Source organism: Variovorax sp. DXTD-1 (assembly GCF_003984625.1).
Classification (GTDB): Bacteria; Pseudomonadota; Gammaproteobacteria; order Burkholderiales; family Burkholderiaceae_C; genus Variovorax.
This window is the reverse complement of record NZ_RWKH01000016.1, coordinates 114833-132948: the sequence shown is the minus strand read 5'-3', so window position 1 is coordinate 132948 and position 18116 is coordinate 114833. Positions and strand designations below refer to the sequence as shown.

At 66.4% G+C, this 18116-nt stretch carries 15 protein-coding genes; 11 read left to right on the top strand and 4 right to left on the bottom strand.

The annotated features are described in order from the left end of the window. Positions 1 to 21: 21 nt before the first annotated feature. The 8 genes from EJI00_RS16575 to EJI00_RS16540 all read left to right on the top strand — a co-directional run bounded on the left by EJI00_RS16575 (position 22) and on the right by EJI00_RS16540 (position 7937). Entirely contained in the window at positions 22 to 798 is a 777-nt protein-coding gene (locus EJI00_RS16575; RefSeq protein ID WP_126748595.1) for a FadR/GntR family transcriptional regulator, read from the top strand. A 145-nt stretch (positions 799 to 943) separates the two neighbouring features. Continuing rightward, complete coding sequence (locus EJI00_RS16570) at positions 944 to 2272, top strand: MFS transporter (RefSeq protein ID WP_126748594.1); 1329 nt, start codon at positions 944 to 946, stop codon at positions 2270 to 2272. A gap of 15 nt (positions 2273 to 2287) precedes the next feature. Next, positions 2288 to 3211, top strand: coding sequence for an L-threonate dehydrogenase (ltnD, locus tag EJI00_RS16565; RefSeq protein ID WP_126748593.1), 924 nt, complete (start codon positions 2288 to 2290; stop codon positions 3209 to 3211). 18 nt (positions 3212 to 3229) lie between these two features. Further along, entirely contained in the window at positions 3230 to 4249 is a 1020-nt protein-coding gene (gene denD / locus EJI00_RS16560) for a D-erythronate dehydrogenase (RefSeq protein ID WP_126748592.1), read from the top strand. Positions 4250 to 4252: 3 nt separating this feature from the next. After that, positions 4253 to 5524, top strand: a complete 1272-nt coding sequence (gene otnK / locus EJI00_RS16555; RefSeq protein WP_126748591.1) for a 3-oxo-tetronate kinase — start codon at positions 4253 to 4255, stop codon at positions 5522 to 5524. A 325-nt stretch (positions 5525 to 5849) separates the two neighbouring features. Beyond that, the gene (locus EJI00_RS16550) at positions 5850 to 6515 is read left to right on the top strand and encodes an aldolase (RefSeq protein ID WP_126748590.1); all 666 of its coding nucleotides are present in this window, start codon (positions 5850 to 5852) and stop codon (positions 6513 to 6515) included. Between the two features lie 15 nt (positions 6516 to 6530). After that, positions 6531 to 7349 (top strand): 2-oxo-tetronate isomerase, encoded by an 819-nt coding sequence (gene otnI, locus EJI00_RS16545; protein ID WP_126748589.1) that lies wholly within the window; start codon positions 6531 to 6533, stop codon positions 7347 to 7349. Between the two features lie 102 nt (positions 7350 to 7451). Next, the gene (locus EJI00_RS16540; RefSeq protein WP_126748588.1) at positions 7452 to 7937 is read left to right on the top strand and encodes a RidA family protein; all 486 of its coding nucleotides are present in this window, start codon (positions 7452 to 7454) and stop codon (positions 7935 to 7937) included. Here EJI00_RS16540 and EJI00_RS16535 read toward each other — a convergent pair whose 3' ends face one another. From EJI00_RS16535 to EJI00_RS16520, 4 genes are all read right to left on the bottom strand, one after another. Continuing rightward, entirely contained in the window at positions 7938 to 9566 is a 1629-nt protein-coding gene (locus EJI00_RS16535; protein ID WP_126748587.1) for an MFS transporter, read from the bottom strand. It lies immediately after the preceding gene. Positions 9567 to 9628: 62 nt separating this feature from the next. Continuing rightward, complete coding sequence (locus EJI00_RS16530; protein ID WP_126748586.1) at positions 9629 to 10399, bottom strand: amino acid ABC transporter permease; 771 nt, start codon at positions 10397 to 10399, stop codon at positions 9629 to 9631. Between the two features lie 38 nt (positions 10400 to 10437). Continuing rightward, positions 10438 to 11202, bottom strand: a complete 765-nt coding sequence (locus EJI00_RS16525) for a basic amino acid ABC transporter substrate-binding protein (RefSeq protein ID WP_126748585.1) — start codon at positions 11200 to 11202, stop codon at positions 10438 to 10440. A gap of 78 nt (positions 11203 to 11280) precedes the next feature. Beyond that, positions 11281 to 11757, bottom strand: coding sequence for an Lrp/AsnC family transcriptional regulator (locus EJI00_RS16520; RefSeq protein WP_126748584.1), 477 nt, complete (start codon positions 11755 to 11757; stop codon positions 11281 to 11283). A gap of 179 nt (positions 11758 to 11936) precedes the next feature. Between EJI00_RS16520 and EJI00_RS16515 the strand changes: the two genes are divergently transcribed. From EJI00_RS16515 to secD, 3 genes are all read left to right on the top strand, one after another. Next, positions 11937 to 15545 (top strand): indolepyruvate ferredoxin oxidoreductase family protein, encoded by a 3609-nt coding sequence (locus tag EJI00_RS16515; protein ID WP_126748583.1) that lies wholly within the window; start codon positions 11937 to 11939, stop codon positions 15543 to 15545. Between the two features lie 258 nt (positions 15546 to 15803). Then, positions 15804 to 16136 (top strand): preprotein translocase subunit YajC, encoded by a 333-nt coding sequence (yajC, locus tag EJI00_RS16510; protein ID WP_126748582.1) that lies wholly within the window; start codon positions 15804 to 15806, stop codon positions 16134 to 16136. 84 nt (positions 16137 to 16220) lie between these two features. Next, positions 16221 to 18104 carry a protein translocase subunit SecD gene (gene secD / locus EJI00_RS16505; protein WP_126748581.1) on the top strand — a complete coding sequence of 628 codons (1884 nt, stop codon included), beginning with the start codon at positions 16221 to 16223 and terminating at the stop codon, positions 18102 to 18104. Positions 18105 to 18116: the final 12 nt, after the last annotated feature.

Below are 18116 nucleotides of genomic sequence, written 5' to 3'. Positions count from 1 at the left end.
AGCCCACCGCCACACGCGTTCATGACCGCACGTTTTCAATCCGTCGCTCCCACCGTTCGCCTCGCCGACCAGGTGGCCGATGCATTGGCGGCCGAGGTGCGCAGCGGGCGCTTGTCGGCAGGCGACCGCTTGCCGACCGAGGCGGCGCTGGCCGAACAGTTCGGCGTGAGCCGCACGGTGGTGCGCGAAGCGGTTTCGCGGCTCAAGTCGCTGGGGCTGCTCGACTCGCGCCAGGGCAGCGGCGTGTATGTGCGCGCCGCCGGCGTGGAGCCGCTGCGCTTCGAGATGCCGCATGTGGCTTCGCGTGAAGCGGTGATCCAGATGGTCGAACTGCGCCGCGCGCTCGAAGCCGAAGTGGCCGCGCTGGCCGCCGAGCGGCGCACGCCGGAAGACGTGGAGCGCATCCGCGAAGCCATCGAAGCGCTGCATGCCGCGGTGGCGGCCGGCCGCAACGGCGCAGACGAAGACGTGCGTTTTCATCGCGCCATTGCCGAGGCGGCGCGCAACCCCTTCTTGATCGGCACGCTGCAGTACCTGCGGCAGTTCCTGCATGGCGCCACGCGCGTCACGCGCGCCAACGAGGCGCGCCGGGCCGACTTTGCGCGCGAGGTGGCGCAGGAGCATGCGCAGATCGTGGAGGCCATCGAAGCCGGCGACCCGCTGCGCGCCCGCGAAGCCGCCAAGTCCCACATGGACAACGCCATTCGCCGCATCGAGCAGGCCGACCCCGCCTTCTGGCAGCAGGAAGGCGCGCAACTCGCCCGGCCGCTGGTCGAAGGCTGGCCCGCGGGCCAGTAGAGAAAAGGAAACGAGGTGTAGCTTGCGGGTTTACCCGAGGCAGATCGCCTGTTTCAGATTTATATGATGACCTGACAAATAAGGGCGACGCACCGGACGCACCGCTCAAGCGAGACCCGGTTCATCATCCAACGGACTTCCTCCAATGACTTCAACACTCCACGCGCCGCTGCCTGCCGCCGCGGACACGCCAGCCGACGTCGCGCTCGAGAAGCGTGCCTACACCAAGGTGTTCTGGCGCCTCGTTCCCTTTCTGATGCTCTGCTACGTGGTCGCGTATCTCGACCGCGTGAACGTGGGCTTCGCCAAGCTCCAGATGGGACAAGACCTGGGCTTCAGCGAAACCGTGTTCGGACTTGGCGCCGGCATCTTCTTTCTCGGCTACTTCCTGTTCGAGGTACCGAGCAACCTGCTGCTCAACCGCGTGGGCGCGCGCATCTGGATTGCGCGAATCATGATCACCTGGGGCGTGCTCTCGGCCTGCTTCGTGTTCGTGGAAACGCCCACCAGCTTCTACATCCTGCGTTTTCTGCTCGGCGTGGCGGAGGCGGGCTTCTACCCCGGCGTGATCCTGTACCTCACCCACTGGTACCCGGCGCACCGGCGCGCGCGCATCATCGCGGTCTTCATGTCGGCCATTCCGGTGGCGGGCATCTTCGGCAATCCGCTCTCGGGCTGGATCATGGATGCGTTCCATGGCGTGTCGTCCATGGAAGGCTGGCAGTGGATGTTCATCATCGAAGCGATTCCGGCCGTGATCGTCGGCGTGATGGTGCTGGTCTACCTGGACAACGGCATCCAGCATGCGCGCTGGCTCGATCCCGAAGAAAAGCGCCTGCTGCAGCGCGAGGTCGAGCGCGACCAGGCGCACGGCGCCAAGGGGCCGCACTCGGTGGGCGCCATGTTCCGCGATGCGCGGGTGTGGTGGATGGCGCTGATCTACTTTGCCTTCGTCATGGGCCAATACGCGCTGACCTTCTGGCTGCCCACGCTGGTCAAGGCCACGGGCGTCAAGGGCAACCTGCACATCGGCCTGTTGAGCGCCATTCCGTTCATCTGCGCGATCGTCGCGATGAACCTTTTCGGCCGCAGCGCCGACCGCCGGCAGGAGCGCCGCTGGCACCTGATCGTGCCCGCGCTGATGGGCGCGATCGGCTTCACCGTCGCGGCCTCGTACACGCAGAATACGGTCGTGTCGCTCGCATTCCTTTCGCTTGCCGCGGCCGGCGTGCTCACCTGCGCGCCGCTGTTCTGGTCGCTGCCCACCGCCTTCTTGTCGGGCACGGCCGCGGCTGCCGGCATTGCGGTCATCAATTCGGTGGGCAACCTCGCGGGCTTCGTCAGCCCCTATCTCATCGGCTACCTCAAAGACCTCACCGGCAGCACGCAGATCGGCATGTACGTGCTGGCCGCGGCGCTGGTGCTCGGGGCCATCGGCGTGTGGCTCACGCCCAAGCAGCTCGTCAATCGCTGATCGGAGAACGGCAACATGACAAACAACACCAACAACCCCATCGTCGGCGTCGTGGGCCTCGGCGCGATGGGCAGCGGCATGGCGCAATCGCTGCGCCGCGCGGGCTACGAGCCGCACGTGTTCGACGTGCGCCTGGACGTGGCCCACGCCTTTGCTCGCGACGGCGGTGTGGCCTGCGACACGCTGGCCGCGCTCGGCGGGCAGTGCGACATCGTCGTTTCCGTGGTGGTCAATGCGGCGCAGACCGAGTCGGTGCTGTTCGGCGACGGCACCACACCCGGCTGCGCGGCATCGATGAAGCCCGGCAGCCTGTTCGTGATGTGCTCCACCGTCGACCCGAACGGGTCGGTCGCGCTCGAGGCGCGCCTGGCCGCGCAGGGCATCCTGTACCTCGACGCGCCGATTTCCGGCGGCGCCGCCAAGGCCGCGAGCGGGCAGATGACGATGATGACCGCCGGCACGGCCGCGGCCTATGAAAAAGCCGGCGCCGTGCTCGACGCGATGGCGGCCAAGGTTTATCGTCTTGGAGACCGCGCGGGTGCGGGCAGCAAGGTCAAGATCATCAACCAGCTGCTGGCCGGCGTGCACATTGCCGCGGCGGCCGAGGCCATGGCACTGGGCCTGCGCGAAGGCGTGGACCCGGCCGCGCTGTACGAGGTCATCACGCACAGCGCGGGCAACAGCTGGATGTTCGAAAACCGCATGGCGCACGTGCTGGCGGGCGACTACACGCCGCTCTCGGCCGTCGACATCTTCGTGAAAGACCTGGGCCTGGTGCTCGACGTGGCGCGCGCCAGCAAGTTTCCGCTGCCGCTCTCGTCCACCGCGCACCAGATGTTCATGCAGGCCTCTACCGCAGGTTTTGCGCGCGAAGACGACAGCGCGGTCATCAAGATTTTTCCCGGCATCGAACTGCCGGCTGCCGACAAGAAAGCCTGAACAAGGAAGACAAGCATCATGAATATTCTCATCACCGGAGGTTGCGGTTTTGTCGGTGCGCGGCTCGCGCGCACGCTGCTCGCGGGCGGCCCGCTGGCATTGGCCGGCGGTGTGGTCCAGCCCGTCGCGCGCATCACGCTGGCCGACCGCGTGCCGCCACCCGCAGACCTGCAAGCCGATGGCCGCGTGCACTTTGTGCAAGGCGACCTCTACGAGCAGGCCGTGAGCGGCGTGCTGCCGCTGGCCGACACGCACGCCGTGTTCCACCTTGCCGCCGCGGTGAGCGGCGAATGCGAGGCCGACTTCGACCTGGGCATGCGCAGCAATCTCGACACCACGCGTGCGTTGCTCGACGCCTGCCGACGCGCGGGCCATGCGCCGGTGTTCGTGTTCTCCAGCTCGGTCGCGGTGTTCGGCGATTCGCCCGAGCAGCGCCTGCCCGCGGTGATCGAGGACACCACGCTGCCGACGCCGCAGAACAGCTACGGCATCCAGAAGTTCATCGGCGAACAACTCGTGGCCGACTTCACGCGCAAGGGCTTCGTGCAGGGCCGCAACGTGCGGCTCATGACGGTGTCGGTGCGGCCGGGCCGGCCGAACGGCGCGGCCTCCAGCTTCCTGAGCGGCATGCTGCGCGAGCCGCTGGCTGGTGAGCGCGCGCGCTGCCCCGTGGCGCCCGAGACAGCCGTTGCCCTCGCATCGCCTGGCAACACCGTTGCGGGCATCATCCGCGCGGCCACGGCCAACGCTGCCGAGTGGGGTGCGCGCACCGCGGTCAACCTGCCCGCCTTGACGACCATCGTGCGCGAAATGGCAGATGCGCTCGAGCGCATTGCCGGCAAAGAGGCCACGTCGCTGATCGACTGGGAGCCCGATGCAAACATCGCCAAGATCGTGACCAGCTGGCCCAGCCGTATTCATGCGGCGCGCGCCGAGGCGCTGGGCCTGAAGGCGGATGCGAGTTTCGACGCCATCTTGCGCGACTACGTGCGCGAGAACCCGCAGGCCGTAAAGCTGGTCGTGGCCACAAAGGACTGAGCAATGCCCAAGCTGCTGCTCGGCTGCATTGCCGACGACTTCACCGGCGCCACCGACCTCGCCAACAACCTCGTGCGCGCCGGCATGCGCGTGGTGCAAGCCATCGGTGTGCCCGCCACGCCTCTCGATGCGGAAGTCGACGCCGTCGTGGTCGCGCTCAAGTCGCGCACCATCGCCCCGGCCGAAGCCATCGAGCAGTCGCTCGCCGCGCTGCGCTGGCTGCAGGCCCAGGGCGCGCAGCAGATCTACTTCAAGTACTGCTCCACCTTCGACAGCACGCCGCAGGGCAACATCGGCCCGGTGACCGAAGCGCTCATGGAGGCGCTGCAATGCGACTTCACCATCGCGACGCCCGCCTTCCCCGACAACAAGCGAACCGTTTTCAAGGGCTACCTGTTCGCAGGCGACGTGCTGCTCAACGAGAGCGGCATGCAGAACCATCCGCTCACGCCCATGACCGACCCGAACCTCGTTCGCGTGCTGCAGGCGCAGTGCAAGCGCAAGGTGGGGCTCATCGACCACGCGGTGGTGGCGCGCGGCGCGGCGGCCATCACGGAGCGCATCGAACAGCTGAAAGGCGAGGGCGTGGCGATCGCGATCGTCGATGCGGTGTCGAACGACGACCTGCTGAGGCTCGGCCCGGCCATCGCCAAGATGCCGCTGGTCACCGCCGGCTCGGGCGTGGCCATCGGCCTGCCGGCCAACTTCGGCCTCGCGCCGTCGTCGCAAGCCAGCGCGCTGCCCGCTGCGGGTGGATTGCGTGCCGTGGTGTCGGGCAGTTGCTCGCTCGCCACCAACCGTCAGGTGCTCGACTTCATTCAGCGCGGCGGCGCGGCACTGGCCATCGATCCGCTGCGCATCGCCGCGGGGGTCGATGTTGTGGCCGAAACCTTGGCCTGGGCGACACCGCTCGTCGACAAGCAACCAGTGCTCGTCTATTCCACAGCCGAGGCGGGTGCCGTCAAGTCGGTGCAGGGCAGGCTCGGCATCGAAGAGGCCGGCGCCATGATCGAGCGCACCGTTGCAGCCATTGCGCGCGGCCTGGTCGAGCGCGGTGTGCGCCGGCTCGTGGTGGCAGGCGGCGAAACCTCCGGCGCGTGCGTGCAGGCACTGGGCATTGCGCAGATGCAGATCGGTCCGCAGATTGACCCCGGCGTGCCGTGGTGCCATGCGGGCACCGATGTGGCGGCAGGTACGTCGGTGCACATCGCGCTCAAGTCTGGCAACTTTGGGGGCGATGATTTTTTTACCAAGGCATTTACAGTGCTGGCATGAATTGCATGCCGGGTACTTGCTCAGGGCGCGCTCGCGCACGTTCGGGGTGCGCACCCGCCGACGGGGTACCTTTCTCCGCGAATGTCCCCCGGCCTGCGGCCTCCTCCTTTATTTCGCTGCGCAAGGCACCCCGCCAGCGGGTGCGTTGCACAGGGCAGTCGTTGATCAGCGGTACACCACGAGCGTGCCCTAGTGCACAGGGCATCGGGTGCTCCCCGCAGCGAAATAAAGGAGGAGCCGAAGGCGGGGGACATTCGCGGAGGGGAGTACCCGGTGGCCTTTGCACGCGCCCCGAACAGCGCAACACAACGCGCAGAAAAACAAAATGAAAGAAACCCAAGCCCGAGAAGAAATCTGCCGCATAGGCCGCAGCCTTTTCGAACGCGGCTACGTGCATGCCACCGCCGGCAACATCAGCGTCCGGCTCGCCGACGGCTTTCTCATCACGCCGACCGATGCCTGCCTCGGCTTTCTAGACCCCGCGCGCCTGGCCAAGCTTGATACGGAAGGCAACCAGACCGCTGGCGACCGCGCCAGCAAGACCATCGCCCTGCACACGCGCATCTATACGGCGGCGCGAAAATTCGATGCAGGCACGGCCTGCGTGATTCATACGCACAGCACGCACTGCGTTGCACTCACGCTAAACCAACAAGGCGACGAACTGCTACCCGCGCTCACGCCGTATTTCGTGATGAAGGTCGGCCATGTGCCGCTCATTCCCTATCACCGCCCCGGCGCGCCCGAGGCGGCCGAGTCGGTCGCGCAAGCCATCGAGCGGCACGGTGCGGCCGGCACGCCGATCCGCGCCGTGATGCTCGAACGCCTCGGCCCCAATGTGTGGCACGAGACGCCGGGCGCGGCGATGGCCGTGCTCGAGGAACTCGAAGAAACCGCAAAGCTCCATCTGCTCACCGGCATGGCCAAGCCCCAGCCGCTGAGCGATGAACAGATCGACGAACTGCGCCGCACTTTCGGTGCGCGCTGGTAATAGTAAAAGCACCCCATGCCTCAATTTGCCGCCAACCTCTCGATGCTCTATCCGGAACTCGAATTTCTTGACCGCTTCGAAGCCGCTGCGAAAGACGGCTTCAAGGCCGTCGAATATCTGTTTCCCTACGCCCATGACCGCAACGAGATTGCGGCTCGCCTGAAGCACAACGGCCTGCAGCAGGTGCTCTTCAACGGACCGCCGGGCAACTGGGACGGCGGCGAGCGCGGCCTTGCCTGCTTGCCGGGCCGCGACGCCGAGTTTCGCGAAGGCATGGCCAAGGCCATCGACTACGCTGTGGCGCTCGACTGCCCGCGCATCCACATCATGGCGGGCCTGGTGCCTGAGGGCCTGGAGCGCGAGGCCGTGCAGCCCGTGTACGTGGACAACCTGCGATGGGCTGCGGCCGAAGCCGCCAAGGCCGGCCGCGACGTGCTGATCGAGCCGATCAACACGCGCGACATTCCGCGGTTCTTTCTGAACCGGCAAGACCACGCGCACGAAATCGTCGATATGGTGGGCGCGCCCAACCTCAAGGTGCAAATGGATCTGTACCACTGCCAGATCGTCGAGGGCGACGTGGCCATGAAGATCCGCAAATACCTGCCGACCGGCCGCGTCGGCCACATCCAGATTGCCGGCGTGCCCGAACGCCACGAGCCCGACATCGGTGAGCAGAACTACCCATACCTGTTCAACCTGATCGACGAGGTCTCGGCGCAATGCGGCTGGCAGGGCTGGGTCGGTTGCGAGTACCGGCCGAAGCGCGGCTCGGAACCCGGCGGTACCTCGGCCGGCCTGGGCTGGCTGCGGGCCTTGCAGCAGCGCGCATGAAGCCCCAGTCCCCCAGTCGCCGCGCATCGCGCCGCGGCCTTTCGGCATGGGGCTTGCATGGCACACGGTGATCCGTCCCGGTCGAATCCTGGAGCAAACACAATGAGCATGGGCAAGCCAATGGCCAACTACGCCGCCGCCAAGCGCGTGGGTGATTTCGTCTTCATGAGCGGCGTCGTCGCGGTCGATCCGGCCACCCGCCGCGCGGTGGCCGGCTACGACGCCATTCCCGAGGAAGCCCGCACTGCCCTGCAAGGCGTGGGCTATGCCACCAGCCAGATGTCGGTCGACGTCTTCGAAGCGCCCATCGTCGCGCAGAGCTGGTTCGTGCTCGAGCGCATCCGCCAGATCGCGGCCGAACACGGCGGCGCCATGGAAGACGTGGTGAAGCTGGTGCAGTACTTTCGCCACCTGCCGCACTACGCGTTCTACAACCGCGTGCGTGGGCTTTTCTACCCGGGCGAACCGCCGGTCAGCACGGTGGTGGAGGTCGCGCGCTTCCTGCCGGGCGACGAGGTGCTGGTGGAAGTGGAAGCCACCATGTACCTGCCGCAGCACGGTGTTGCCGTGCTAGTCGGTCAGACCTAGTCAGCGCCGCACCACGTAGCGTGTCACCACCGGTGGCGATTCGCCGATGTGGAACGCCAGCCGCCGCTCGCGCAAGGCCATGTCGGCGGCCGTGGCGCGGTTGAAACGGCGCAGGTGGTCGGTCCAGCTTTCGTCGACGATCTCTTCCACGTAGCGGCCGGGCTCCGAGATGTCGTGCAGCAGTTCCCAACCTATGGCGCCCTGGCCGAGCCGCGCGCGGCGGGTCTGGTGCATCACGAGGTGGAAGGCCGCCGCGCGTGCGGGGTCGATCATGTATTCGATGGTGATGACCACTCGGCCGTTTTCTTCGGGCTTTTCCGCGGGCGGGCCCGCCGCCCAGCCGGCCTGCGCGGGGCTCATGTCGGCCTCTTCGCCCGAGACGTCGGTCACCCAGCGCAGCGCCGCCAGCATCAGCAGCGTGCCGCTCACCGCGGCAATCTCCAGGCTGGAGCGCAGGTTGGTCACGGTGGCCACCTGGCCCCACAGCGCCGCGCCGATCGCGCTCGCACCCATGATCGCCATCTGGTAGGTCGACATGCCGCGAGCGCGCACCCAGTCGGGCAGCGCCAGCTGCGCCGACACGGAGAGCGAATTGGCCACCGTGATCCACGCCATGCCGCAGAAGAACATGGCGGGGACGGCCACCCAGGCGTTGGGCGCAAAGGCCATCACCGCGGTGGCGAGCGACTGCAGCACTGTGCCGCGCAGCACCAGCTGGTCGCGCCCCAGCGCCTGGCGCAGCCGCGGCAGAAACAGCACCGCGACGATCGCGCCCGAGCCCATGGCCGCGAGCAGCAGCGTGAAGGTGCCGGCGCCGCCGCCCTCGAGGTTGCGGGCCAGCAGCGGCAGCAGCGCGAGCAGCGCGGTCGAATGAAAGAAGAAGATGGTGATGCGCGAGAGCACGGCCCGCATGCGCTGCGACTGCCACACGAACTGCACGCCCACCCGCATAGCGCTGATGAGTCGCTCGCGCCCCAGCGGATTGGGCTTGTGCTCGCGCCGCCAGCGCAGCACCACGAAGCCCGAGGCCACCGACAGCACCGCGTTGAGCGCAAACACCCAGACGCTGCCTGCGCTGGCAATCAGCATGCCGGCCGTGAGCGGGCCGATGATGCGCGAGGCGTTCATTGCGATGCCGTTCAGGCCCAGCGCCGCCGGCAGCTGCGGCCGCGGCACCAGCTCGGGCACGATGGCCGAGAACACCGGCCAGCGCAGCGCCAGGCCGATGCCGTTGGCGAAAGTGAGCGCCAGCAAAAGCGGCGCGGTCATCATGTCCAGTGCAATGGCCGCGCACAGCACGATGGCCGTGCCCGCCAGCCAGAACTGCGTGGCCACAAGCCAGCGCCGGCGGTCGAGGATGTCGGCCAGTGCCCCGCTCGGCAGGCCCAGCAGGAACACCGGCAAGGTGGAGGCCGACTGCACCAGCGCCACCCAGATGGGCGAGGTGGTCAGCGAGGTCATCATCCACGCCGCCGCCACGTCGCTCATCCACATGCAGATGTTGGCGATGAGCCAGGTGCTCCACAGCATGCGGAACACGGGCAGCTTGAGCGGCTCCAGCGCCGCGAACTTCGGTGGCTGCGGCCGGGCCGGGGGAATGGGGGTCTCTTCGGGGGATATCGGTGGCATGTGGCCCAATTGTGCCGATGCCGTCGAGACCGGTCGGAAAACCGGCCGGTCTCCGGAACGGTCTAGCCTCTGTCGCTGCGCGCCAGGCGGTGTTCGAGCCGCCGCAGCATCGTGGTGAGCACGAGCGTCATCACCCAGTACACCACCGAAATCGCGAGATATGGCTCCCAATAGCGCGCATAGGCGCCCGCCACGGTGCGCGCGGCGTAGGCCAGCTCGGCCAGCCCGATGGCCGAGACCAGCGAGGTGTCCTTCAGCAGCGCGATGGCGTTGTTGCCCAGCGGCGGCAGCATGCGGCGGAAGGCCTGCGGCAGCACCACATAGCGCATGACCTGCATGGGCGTGAAGCCGATCGACCGGCCGGCGTCGAACTGTCCGCGCGAGATCGATTGGATGCCGGCGCGGAACACCTCCGAGATGTACGCCGCCGAATTGAGCGTGAGCGCCACCACGCCCGAAATGAGCGCGCCGTGCTCTTGCTTGAGCGTGCGCGCCAGGTCGCCGTCGATCAGCAGGCCCGTGCTGGGGTGGATGAACACCGGCATCACCGCGAAGTGAATCAGCAGGATCTGCACGAAAAGCGGCGTGCCGCGGAAGAAGCTCACGTACACCGTGGCCGGCCAGCGCAGGAAGAACCGCGCAATCCAGGTCCACGGCGCATGGCGCGGCTGGGCGAGCCGCGCGAGCGCAAGGCACAGGCCCCAGCTCGAACCCAGCAGCACGCACACCACCGTCATGCGCAGCGTCATCCAGGCGCCTTGCCAGAACAGGTCGCTGTACTCGACCAGGATGTCCCAGCGGAACCATCCGAACAACAGGATCGGCTGTTCCATCTAGTGCTTTCTTGCGCCCGGGCCGGAGGTGCTGCTGCTCATCGGGCGTTCGGGTCCTTGTTGAACCACTTCTTGTAGATCGTGGCGTAGCTGCCATCGGCGCGAACCGCGGCGAGGCCGGCGGTGAGCTTGTCGAGCAGCGCCTTGTCGCCCTTCTTCACGACGATGCCGAAGCCTTCTTCGGGGAAGGACTTGTCGTCGAGGGTCTTCAGTTCGGGGTGTTGCGCCACGCGGTAGGCGATCACGCCGTTGTCGCCCATCGCGGCGTCGACACCGCCGCCCGCGAGCTCGGAAATGATGAGCGGCGTGCTCTCGAACCGGCGGATGTTGGGGTTGGTCTTGCCGAACTCGCGCGAGGCGATGTCGTCGGCGGTGGAGGCGCTCACCACGGCGATCTTCTTGCCGGCAAGATCCTTCAGCGAGGCGACCGTGCTGCTCTTCGGCAGTGCAATGAGCTGGCGCGCCGCGAAGTAGGGCGGCGTGAAGTCGTAGCTCTGCTTGCGCTTTTCGTTGATGGTGACGCCCGAAATCACGAGGTCGACGTCGCCGTTGTTGAGCGCGCCGAAGATGCCGGTGAAGGGCGTGTTGACGACCTTGATCTTCAGGCCTTGCTGCTTGGCGATGGCGTTGATGATGTCGATGTCGAAACCGACGATCTGCTTGTCCTTGTTCTCGAAGGCGAAGGGCGCGTAGGTGGCGCTGGAGGCCACGGTAAGTTCGCGGTTCTGGGCTTGCGCCTGTGCGCCGAAGGAGAGCGTGGCGGCGGCAAGGCCTAGCGCCAGAGCGCGGCGGATGGAGTTCATGCGGAGTCCTCTTCCTCTTGTTCCGCCGGCTGGCGGGATGTGTATGTATCCAGGGTGGGCGGGAATTCTAGGTTGCAGCTAGCGTGCCAGGTGCCCGAGCGGCAATGCGCTGCTCGCCTTCACCTCGCCCAGCGAAAAGCTGGTGTGCAGGTCTTTCACGTTGGGCAGGTTCATGAGGTGCTGGCGCGCGAAGGCCGAGAAGCTGTCCAGGTCTTGCGCCACCACCTGCAGCTCGAAGGTGCCGGTGCCGCTGATGTAGTGGCAGGCCACCACCTCGGGCAGCTTGCGGATCGCGTCCTCCAGTTTTTGAGTGGCGTCGTTGGTGACGCGTTCGGTGTCCACGCGCACGAACGCGAGCACGCCCAGCCCGATCTTGTGGCGGTCGATCTCGGCGTGATAACCCTTGATGAAGCCGGCTTCTTCCAGCGCGCGCACCCGCCGCCAGCAGGGCGCGGCCGAGAGCCCCACGCGCTGCGCAAGCTCGGCATTCGTCAGGCGGCCATCGGCCTGCAGTTCTTGCAGGATTGAGAGATCGAACTTGTCAATGCTTTCCATGGATGGCGATATTAAGCAAGATTCTTTCTGGAAGCCGGTTTTTTGGAGCACAGAACGCAAACACCTGTCGCGCACCCCGGCATACACTTTGCGTGATCATGGGCTCGCGCCCGACCCGGGCACAGACCCACACCCATCAGCCAGGCCCACAAGGCCCTGCCACACGGAGACAGACAAACATGAACGCACCGCTGCCCGAGCACATTCGCAAGGCCCTCGAGACGGTCACGCTTGACGACAAATACAGCCTCGACTACGGGCGGGCCTTCATGAGCGGGGTGCAGGCGCTGGTCAAGCTGCCCATGCTGCAGCGCCTGCGCGACAAGCAGGCCGGCAAGAACACCGCGGGCTTCATCAGCGGTTACCGCGGCTCTCCGCTCGGCGGCTACGACCAGGCGCTATGGAAGGCCAGCAAGTTCCTGAAGGAACAGAACATCGTCTTCCAGCCGGGCGTGAACGAAGAGCTCGCCGCCACGGCGCTATGGGGCACCCAGCAGCTGGGCTTTTCGCCCGCGGGTACCAACAAGTTCGACGGCGTCTTCGGCATCTGGTACGGCAAGGGCCCGGGCGTGGACCGCTGCTCCGACGTCTTCAAGCACGCCAACATGGCGGGCACCACCGAATGGGGCGGCGTGATCGCGGTGGCGGGCGACGACCACATTTCCAAGAGCAGCACGGCCGCGCACCAGAGCGATCACATCTTCAAGGCCTGCGGCACGCCGGTGTTCTTTCCGGCCAACGTGCAAGAAATTCTGGACCTGGGCATTCACGCCTTCGCGATGAGCCGCTTCTCGGGCATCTGGTCGGGCATGAAGACGATCCAGGAAATCGTCGAGTCGAGTTCCACGGCCATGATCGACCCGGACCGGGTCGAGATCGTCATTCCCACCGATTTCCAGATGCCGCCCGGCGGCCTGCACATCCGCTGGCCCGACCATGCGCTGGAGCAGGAAGCGCGCCTCATGCACTACAAGTGGTATGCCGCGCTGGCCTACATCCGCGCCAACCGGCTGAACCACAACGTGATCGAGGGCCCGAACGACCGCTTCGGCATCATGGCCAGCGGCAAGGCCTACAACGACACCCGCCAGGCCCTGATCGACCTGGGCCTGGACGACGCCACCTGCCGCCAGCTGGGCATCCGGCTGCACAAGGTGGGCGTGGTGTGGCCGCTGGAAGCGCAGCTCACGCGCGACTTTGCCACCGGCCTGCAGGAAATTCTGGTGGTGGAAGAAAAGCGCCAGGTCATCGAATACCAGTTGAAGGAAGAGCTCTACAACTGGCGCGCCGACGTGCGGCCCACCGTGCTCGGCAAGTTCAATGAGCTCGACGGCGATTTCTCCGGCGGCGAATGGGCCATGCCCAACCCCACCGCCAACACGCTGCTGCGCGCCAACGCCGACCTGAACCCGGCGCTCATCGCCAAGGCCATTGCGCAGCGCCTGCGCAAGCTAGGCATCCTGGAACAGGCCGGCGCCGACATGCATGCGCGCATCGATGCGCAGATCGCCATCCTCGAAGCCAAGGAGCGCTCGATGGAAGTGCTCAAGGTGGGCGGCGTTCAGGGCGCCGACCGCCAGCCGTGGTTCTGCTCGGGTTGCCCGCACAACACCAGCACCGTGGTGCCTGAAGGCTCGCGCGCCATGGGCGGCATCGGCTGCCACTTCATGGCGACCTGGATGGACCGCTCCACCATCGGCTTCACGCAGATGGGCGGCGAGGGCGTGCCGTGGGTGGGCCAGCAGCCCTTCACCACCGACCAGCACATCTTCGCGAACCTGGGCGACGGCACGTATTTCCACAGCGGCCTGCTCGCCATCCGCCAGAGCATCGCGGCCGGCGTGAACATCACCTACAAGATTCTCTACAACGACGCGGTGGCCATGACCGGCGGCCAGCAGGTCGGCGAGCGGCCCGAGGGCCATTCGGTGCTGCAGATTGCCGAAAGCCTGCATGCCGAAGGCGCGAAGAAGGTCGTCATCGTGACCGACGAGCCCGAGAAGTACGAGGGCGTGACCATCCCCGGCGACCATGTGGCGGTGAAGCACCGCGACCTACTCGACGAGATCCAGCGCGAGTTCCGCGAGATTGCCGGCACCACGGCCATCATCTACGACCAGACCTGCGCCACCGAGAAGCGCCGCCGCCGCAAGCGGGGCACGGCCGTCGATCCGGCCAAGCGCGTGGTCATCAACGACCTGGTCTGCGAAGGCTGCGGCGACTGCAGCGTGAAAAGCAACTGCCTGTCGGTCGAGCCGCTCGAAACCGAATTCGGCCGCAAGCGCACCATCAACCAGAGCAGCTGCAACAAGGACATGAGCTGCCTCAAGGGCTTCTGCCCCAGCTTCGTCACGGTCGCAGGCGGGCAGCTCAAGAAGAAGACGAAGAACAAGGCCGATACGCCGCTCGAACTCGGTCCGCTGCCCGAGCCGGCGGTGCCGGTGCTGGCGCAGGGCCAGGTGTGGGGCATCGTGGTGGCCGGCGTCGGCGGCACGGGCGTCATCACCATCGGCCAGCTGCTGGGCATGGCGGCGCACATCGAGGGCAAGGGCATCGTCACGCAGGACGCGGCCGGCCTCGCGCAAAAGGGCGGCGCCACCTGGAGCCATGCGCTCATTGGCGAATCGCAGGACGCGATTCGCACCACGCGCGTCGGCACCGCCGCGGCCGATCTCATTCTGGCGGCCGATCCGCTGGTAGCCGTCAACGCCGAAACCCTGGCGCGCATGCGCGAAGGGCGCACGCATGTGGCGCTCAACACGCACAGCACGCCCACGGCCGCCTTCGTGCGCAATGCCAACTGGGTGAATCCGCAGGACGACTGCGCGAACGAGATCGCGCGCGCCGTGGGCGTCGATGGCCTCGGCACCTTCGACGCCGATGCCGCCGCCACCACGCTGATGGGCGACAGCCTCTACGCCAATCCGATGCTTTTGGGCTTTGCCTGGCAAAAGGGCTGGATCCCGCTGGCGCTCGAATCGCTGATGCGCGCCATCGAGCTCAACGCCGTGGCGATCGAGAACAACAAGACCGCCTTCGCATGGGGCCGCCAGGCAGCCGCCAACCCGGCCGCGCTGCAAAAGCGCGTGAGCCCTGGCCAGGTGATCGAATTCAAGAAGCGCGAAACCGTCGAAAGCCTGGTGGCGCGCCGGGCCGAATTTCTCACGGGCTACCAGAACGCGGCTTACGCCGACGAATACCGGCAGTTCCTGGGCAAGGTGCAGCAGGCTGAATCGGCGTTGGGCAAGACCGCATTGACCGAGACGGTCGCCCGCTACCTGTTCAAGCTCATGGCGTACAAGGACGAGTACGAAGTTGCGCGCCTGCATACCGACCGCAGCTTTCTCGACCGCGTCGAAGGCATGTTCGAGGGCGAGATGGGCAAGGATTTCAAGCTCAACTACCACCTCGCGCCGCCCATCATTGCGAAGAAGAACGCCAAGGGCGAACTGCAGAAGCAGAAGTTCGGCCCCTGGATGCTCTCCGGCTTCAGGCTGCTGGCCCGGCTCAAGGGCCTGCGCGGCACGGCTTTGGACATCTTCGGGCGCACCGAAGAGCGCAAGACCGAGCGCGCCCTTATCGGCGAATACCGCGCGAGCCTCGAAGAGGTGATTTCCGGGCTGCGCGCCGAGAACCACGCCCTGGCGCTGGAGATTGCGAGCCTGCCCGAGCAGATCCGCGGCTACGGCCACGTGAAGGAGCGCAACCTCGCCGCTGCCCGCACCCGCTGGAGCGAGTTGCTCGCCAAGTGGCGCAACCCGCAGCCGGCGCAGCGCGCGGCGGCCTGATTTTTTGGGAGCAGCCGGCCTCCGGCTGCGCCTTGCTCCCGAAAAGATAGCGCCAGACGCGCCCCCCAAGCCCTGGAAAGCCCTGCCCGGCGCGCCGGATAAGCGCGCGGAGCAGGGCATTGCCACGAATACAATGCCCGCTGCTGTGCGCGGCCGATGCCGCTTCACGCTCTGACTCGCGGCCTTTTCCACGGGGCTGCGGAACCGCGGGCCCGTTCCGCGCTTCTGACATTCCTCTTCTCTCTGCTGGAGACTCTCTTGTTCATTTCCTCTGCTTTCGCCCAAACCGCGCCCGCTGCTTCCGGCGGTGGCGACATGTTGTCTTCGCTCGGCAGCATGCTGCCCCTGGTGCTGATGTTCGTGGTGCTGTATTTCGTGATGATCCGTCCGCAAATGAAGCGCCAGAAAGAAGCCCGCGCCATGATCGAAGCGCTGGCCAAGGGCGACGAAGTGGCCACGGCCGGTGGCGTGCTCGGCAAGATCACCTCGCTCGGCGACCAGTACCTCGGCCTTGAAATCGCCAATGGCGTGGAGATCAAGATCCAGCGCAGCGCTGTGGTCCAGGTCTTGCCCAAGGGCGCGGTCAAGTAGCAATAAACGCGAGGCGGGGTCTTGCGCTTTATGGCGCCGGGCCTCAAGTCACGCCGTGTTCCTGTTTCTGAAAAGCGCTTTCTCATGAACCGTTATCCGGTCTGGAAGTACACGATCATCGTGATCGTGCTGCTTGTGGGGTTGATCTATTCCCTGCCCAATTTCTTCGGCGAGGCGCCTGCCGTGCAGGTGTCCGCGGCCAAGTCGACCGTCAAGGTCGACGCAGCCACCCAGAGCCGGGTCGAGGAGGCGCTGAAAACAGCCGGGCTCACGCCCGACTTGCTCGCGATCGAGGGCACCTCGCTGCGCGCGCGTTTCGCCACGCCCGACGACCAGCTCAAGGCGCGCGATGTATTGCAGCGCACACTGGTGCCCGATCCGGCGGACCCGCCCTACGTGGTGGCGCTGAACCTGGTTTCGCGTTCGCCGGCTTGGCTCGCGTCGCTGCATGCGTTCCCGATGTACCTCGGCCTCGACCTGCGCGGCGGCGTCGACTTCCTGCTGCAGGTCGACATGAAGGGCGCCATCGACAAGAAGGCCGAATCGTTCGCGAGCGACCTGCGCACCACCTTCCGCGACAAGGGCATTCGCGGCACCTCGGTGAGCCGCAATGGCCAGACCCTCGAGGTTTCGTTCCGCGATGCGGCCGCGCTGCAAACGGCCAAGCAACTGATCCAGGACCAGTTCCCGGACCTCGCAACCACCGACACGCAGGACGGCAGCAACTGGCGCCTTACGGCCACCATCAAGCCCGAAGCCGCGCGCCGGCTGCAGGACGCGGCGCTGAAGCAGAACATCACCACCCTGCACAACCGGATCAACGAACTCGGCGTGGCCGAGCCGGTCATCCAGCAGCAGGGCCTCGACCGCATCGTGGTGCAGTTGCCCGGCGTGCAGGACACGGCCAAGGCCAAGGACATCCTGGGTCGCACCGCCACGCTCGAAATGCGCCTGGTCGACGAAAGCGCCGAAGGCCGCGCGGCTGAACTGGGCGGCGGACCGGTGCCCTTCGGCTCCGAGAAGTTTCTCGAACGCAACGGCCGCCCCGTGATCGTGAAGAAGCAGGTGCTCGTCACCGGCGAAAACCTCACCGACGCGCAGCCCGGCTTTGACCAGCAGACCAACCAGCCCAAGGTCGACCTGACCATGGACGCCAAGGGCGGCCGCATCATGCGCGACGTGAGCCGCGAGAACTACAAGAAGCGCATGGCCATGCTGATCTTCGAAAAGGGCAAGGGCGAAGTGCTCACGGCCCCGTCGATCAACGGCGAGCTCGGCAACCGCTTCCAGATCTCGGGCTCGATGACCGTGTCCGAAGCCGCCGACCTCGCGCTGCTGCTGCGCGCCGGCTCGCTGGCCGCGCCGATGGAAATCATCCAGGAACGCACCATCGGTCCGACGCTGGGTGCCGACAACATCGAAAAAGGCTTCAAGAGCGTGATGTACGGCTTCCTCGCGATCATGGTGTTCATGTGCGCGTACTACGCACTGTTCGGCCTGTTCTCGTCGATCGCGCTGGCCGTCAACCTGATGCTGCTGGTGGCCATTCTCTCGATGCTGCAGGCCACGCTCACGCTGCCCGGCATCGCGGCCATGGCGTTGGCCATCGGCGTGGCCATCGACTCCAACGTGCTGATCAACGAGCGCGTGCGTGAAGAGCTGCGCAACGGCGCCTCGCCGCAGGCGGCCATCCATGCGGGCTACGACCGCGCCTGGGGCACGATTCTCGACTCCAACGTGACCACGCTGATCGCCGGCATCGCCTTGCTGGCCTTCGGCTCGGGCCCGATCCGCGGTTTCGCGGTGGTGCACTGCATCGGCATCGTCACCTCGATGTTCTCCGCCGTGTTCTTCTCGCGCGGCCTCGTGAACTTCTGGTACGGCCAGAAGAAGAAGCTCAAGACCGTGTCGATCGGCACGGTGTGGCGGCCCAAGACCGACGGCACGACCGTGGCTGAAGGCAAGTAAAGGTCAAGGACA

Coding starts and splice junctions, on each gene's coding strand:
- EJI00_RS16575 (WP_126748595.1), top strand. CDS start 22: ATGACCGCACGTTTTCAATCCGTCGCTCCCACCGTTCGCCTCGCCGAC.
- EJI00_RS16570 (WP_126748594.1), top strand. CDS start 944: ATGACTTCAACACTCCACGCGCCGCTGCCTGCCGCCGCGGACACGCCA.
- ltnD (WP_126748593.1), top strand. CDS start 2,288: ATGACAAACAACACCAACAACCCCATCGTCGGCGTCGTGGGCCTCGGC.
- denD (WP_126748592.1), top strand. CDS start 3,230: ATGAATATTCTCATCACCGGAGGTTGCGGTTTTGTCGGTGCGCGGCTC.
- otnK (WP_126748591.1), top strand. CDS start 4,253: ATGCCCAAGCTGCTGCTCGGCTGCATTGCCGACGACTTCACCGGCGCC.
- EJI00_RS16550 (WP_126748590.1), top strand. CDS start 5,850: ATGAAAGAAACCCAAGCCCGAGAAGAAATCTGCCGCATAGGCCGCAGC.
- otnI (WP_126748589.1), top strand. CDS start 6,531: ATGCCTCAATTTGCCGCCAACCTCTCGATGCTCTATCCGGAACTCGAA.
- EJI00_RS16540 (WP_126748588.1), top strand. CDS start 7,452: ATGAGCATGGGCAAGCCAATGGCCAACTACGCCGCCGCCAAGCGCGTG.
- EJI00_RS16535 (WP_126748587.1), bottom strand. CDS start 9,566: ATGCCACCGATATCCCCCGAAGAGACCCCCATTCCCCCGGCCCGGCCG.
- EJI00_RS16530 (WP_126748586.1), bottom strand. CDS start 10,399: ATGGAACAGCCGATCCTGTTGTTCGGATGGTTCCGCTGGGACATCCTG.
- EJI00_RS16525 (WP_126748585.1), bottom strand. CDS start 11,202: ATGAACTCCATCCGCCGCGCTCTGGCGCTAGGCCTTGCCGCCGCCACG.
- EJI00_RS16520 (WP_126748584.1), bottom strand. CDS start 11,757: ATGGAAAGCATTGACAAGTTCGATCTCTCAATCCTGCAAGAACTGCAG.
- EJI00_RS16515 (WP_126748583.1), top strand. CDS start 11,937: ATGAACGCACCGCTGCCCGAGCACATTCGCAAGGCCCTCGAGACGGTC.
- secD (WP_126748581.1), top strand. CDS start 16,221: ATGAACCGTTATCCGGTCTGGAAGTACACGATCATCGTGATCGTGCTG.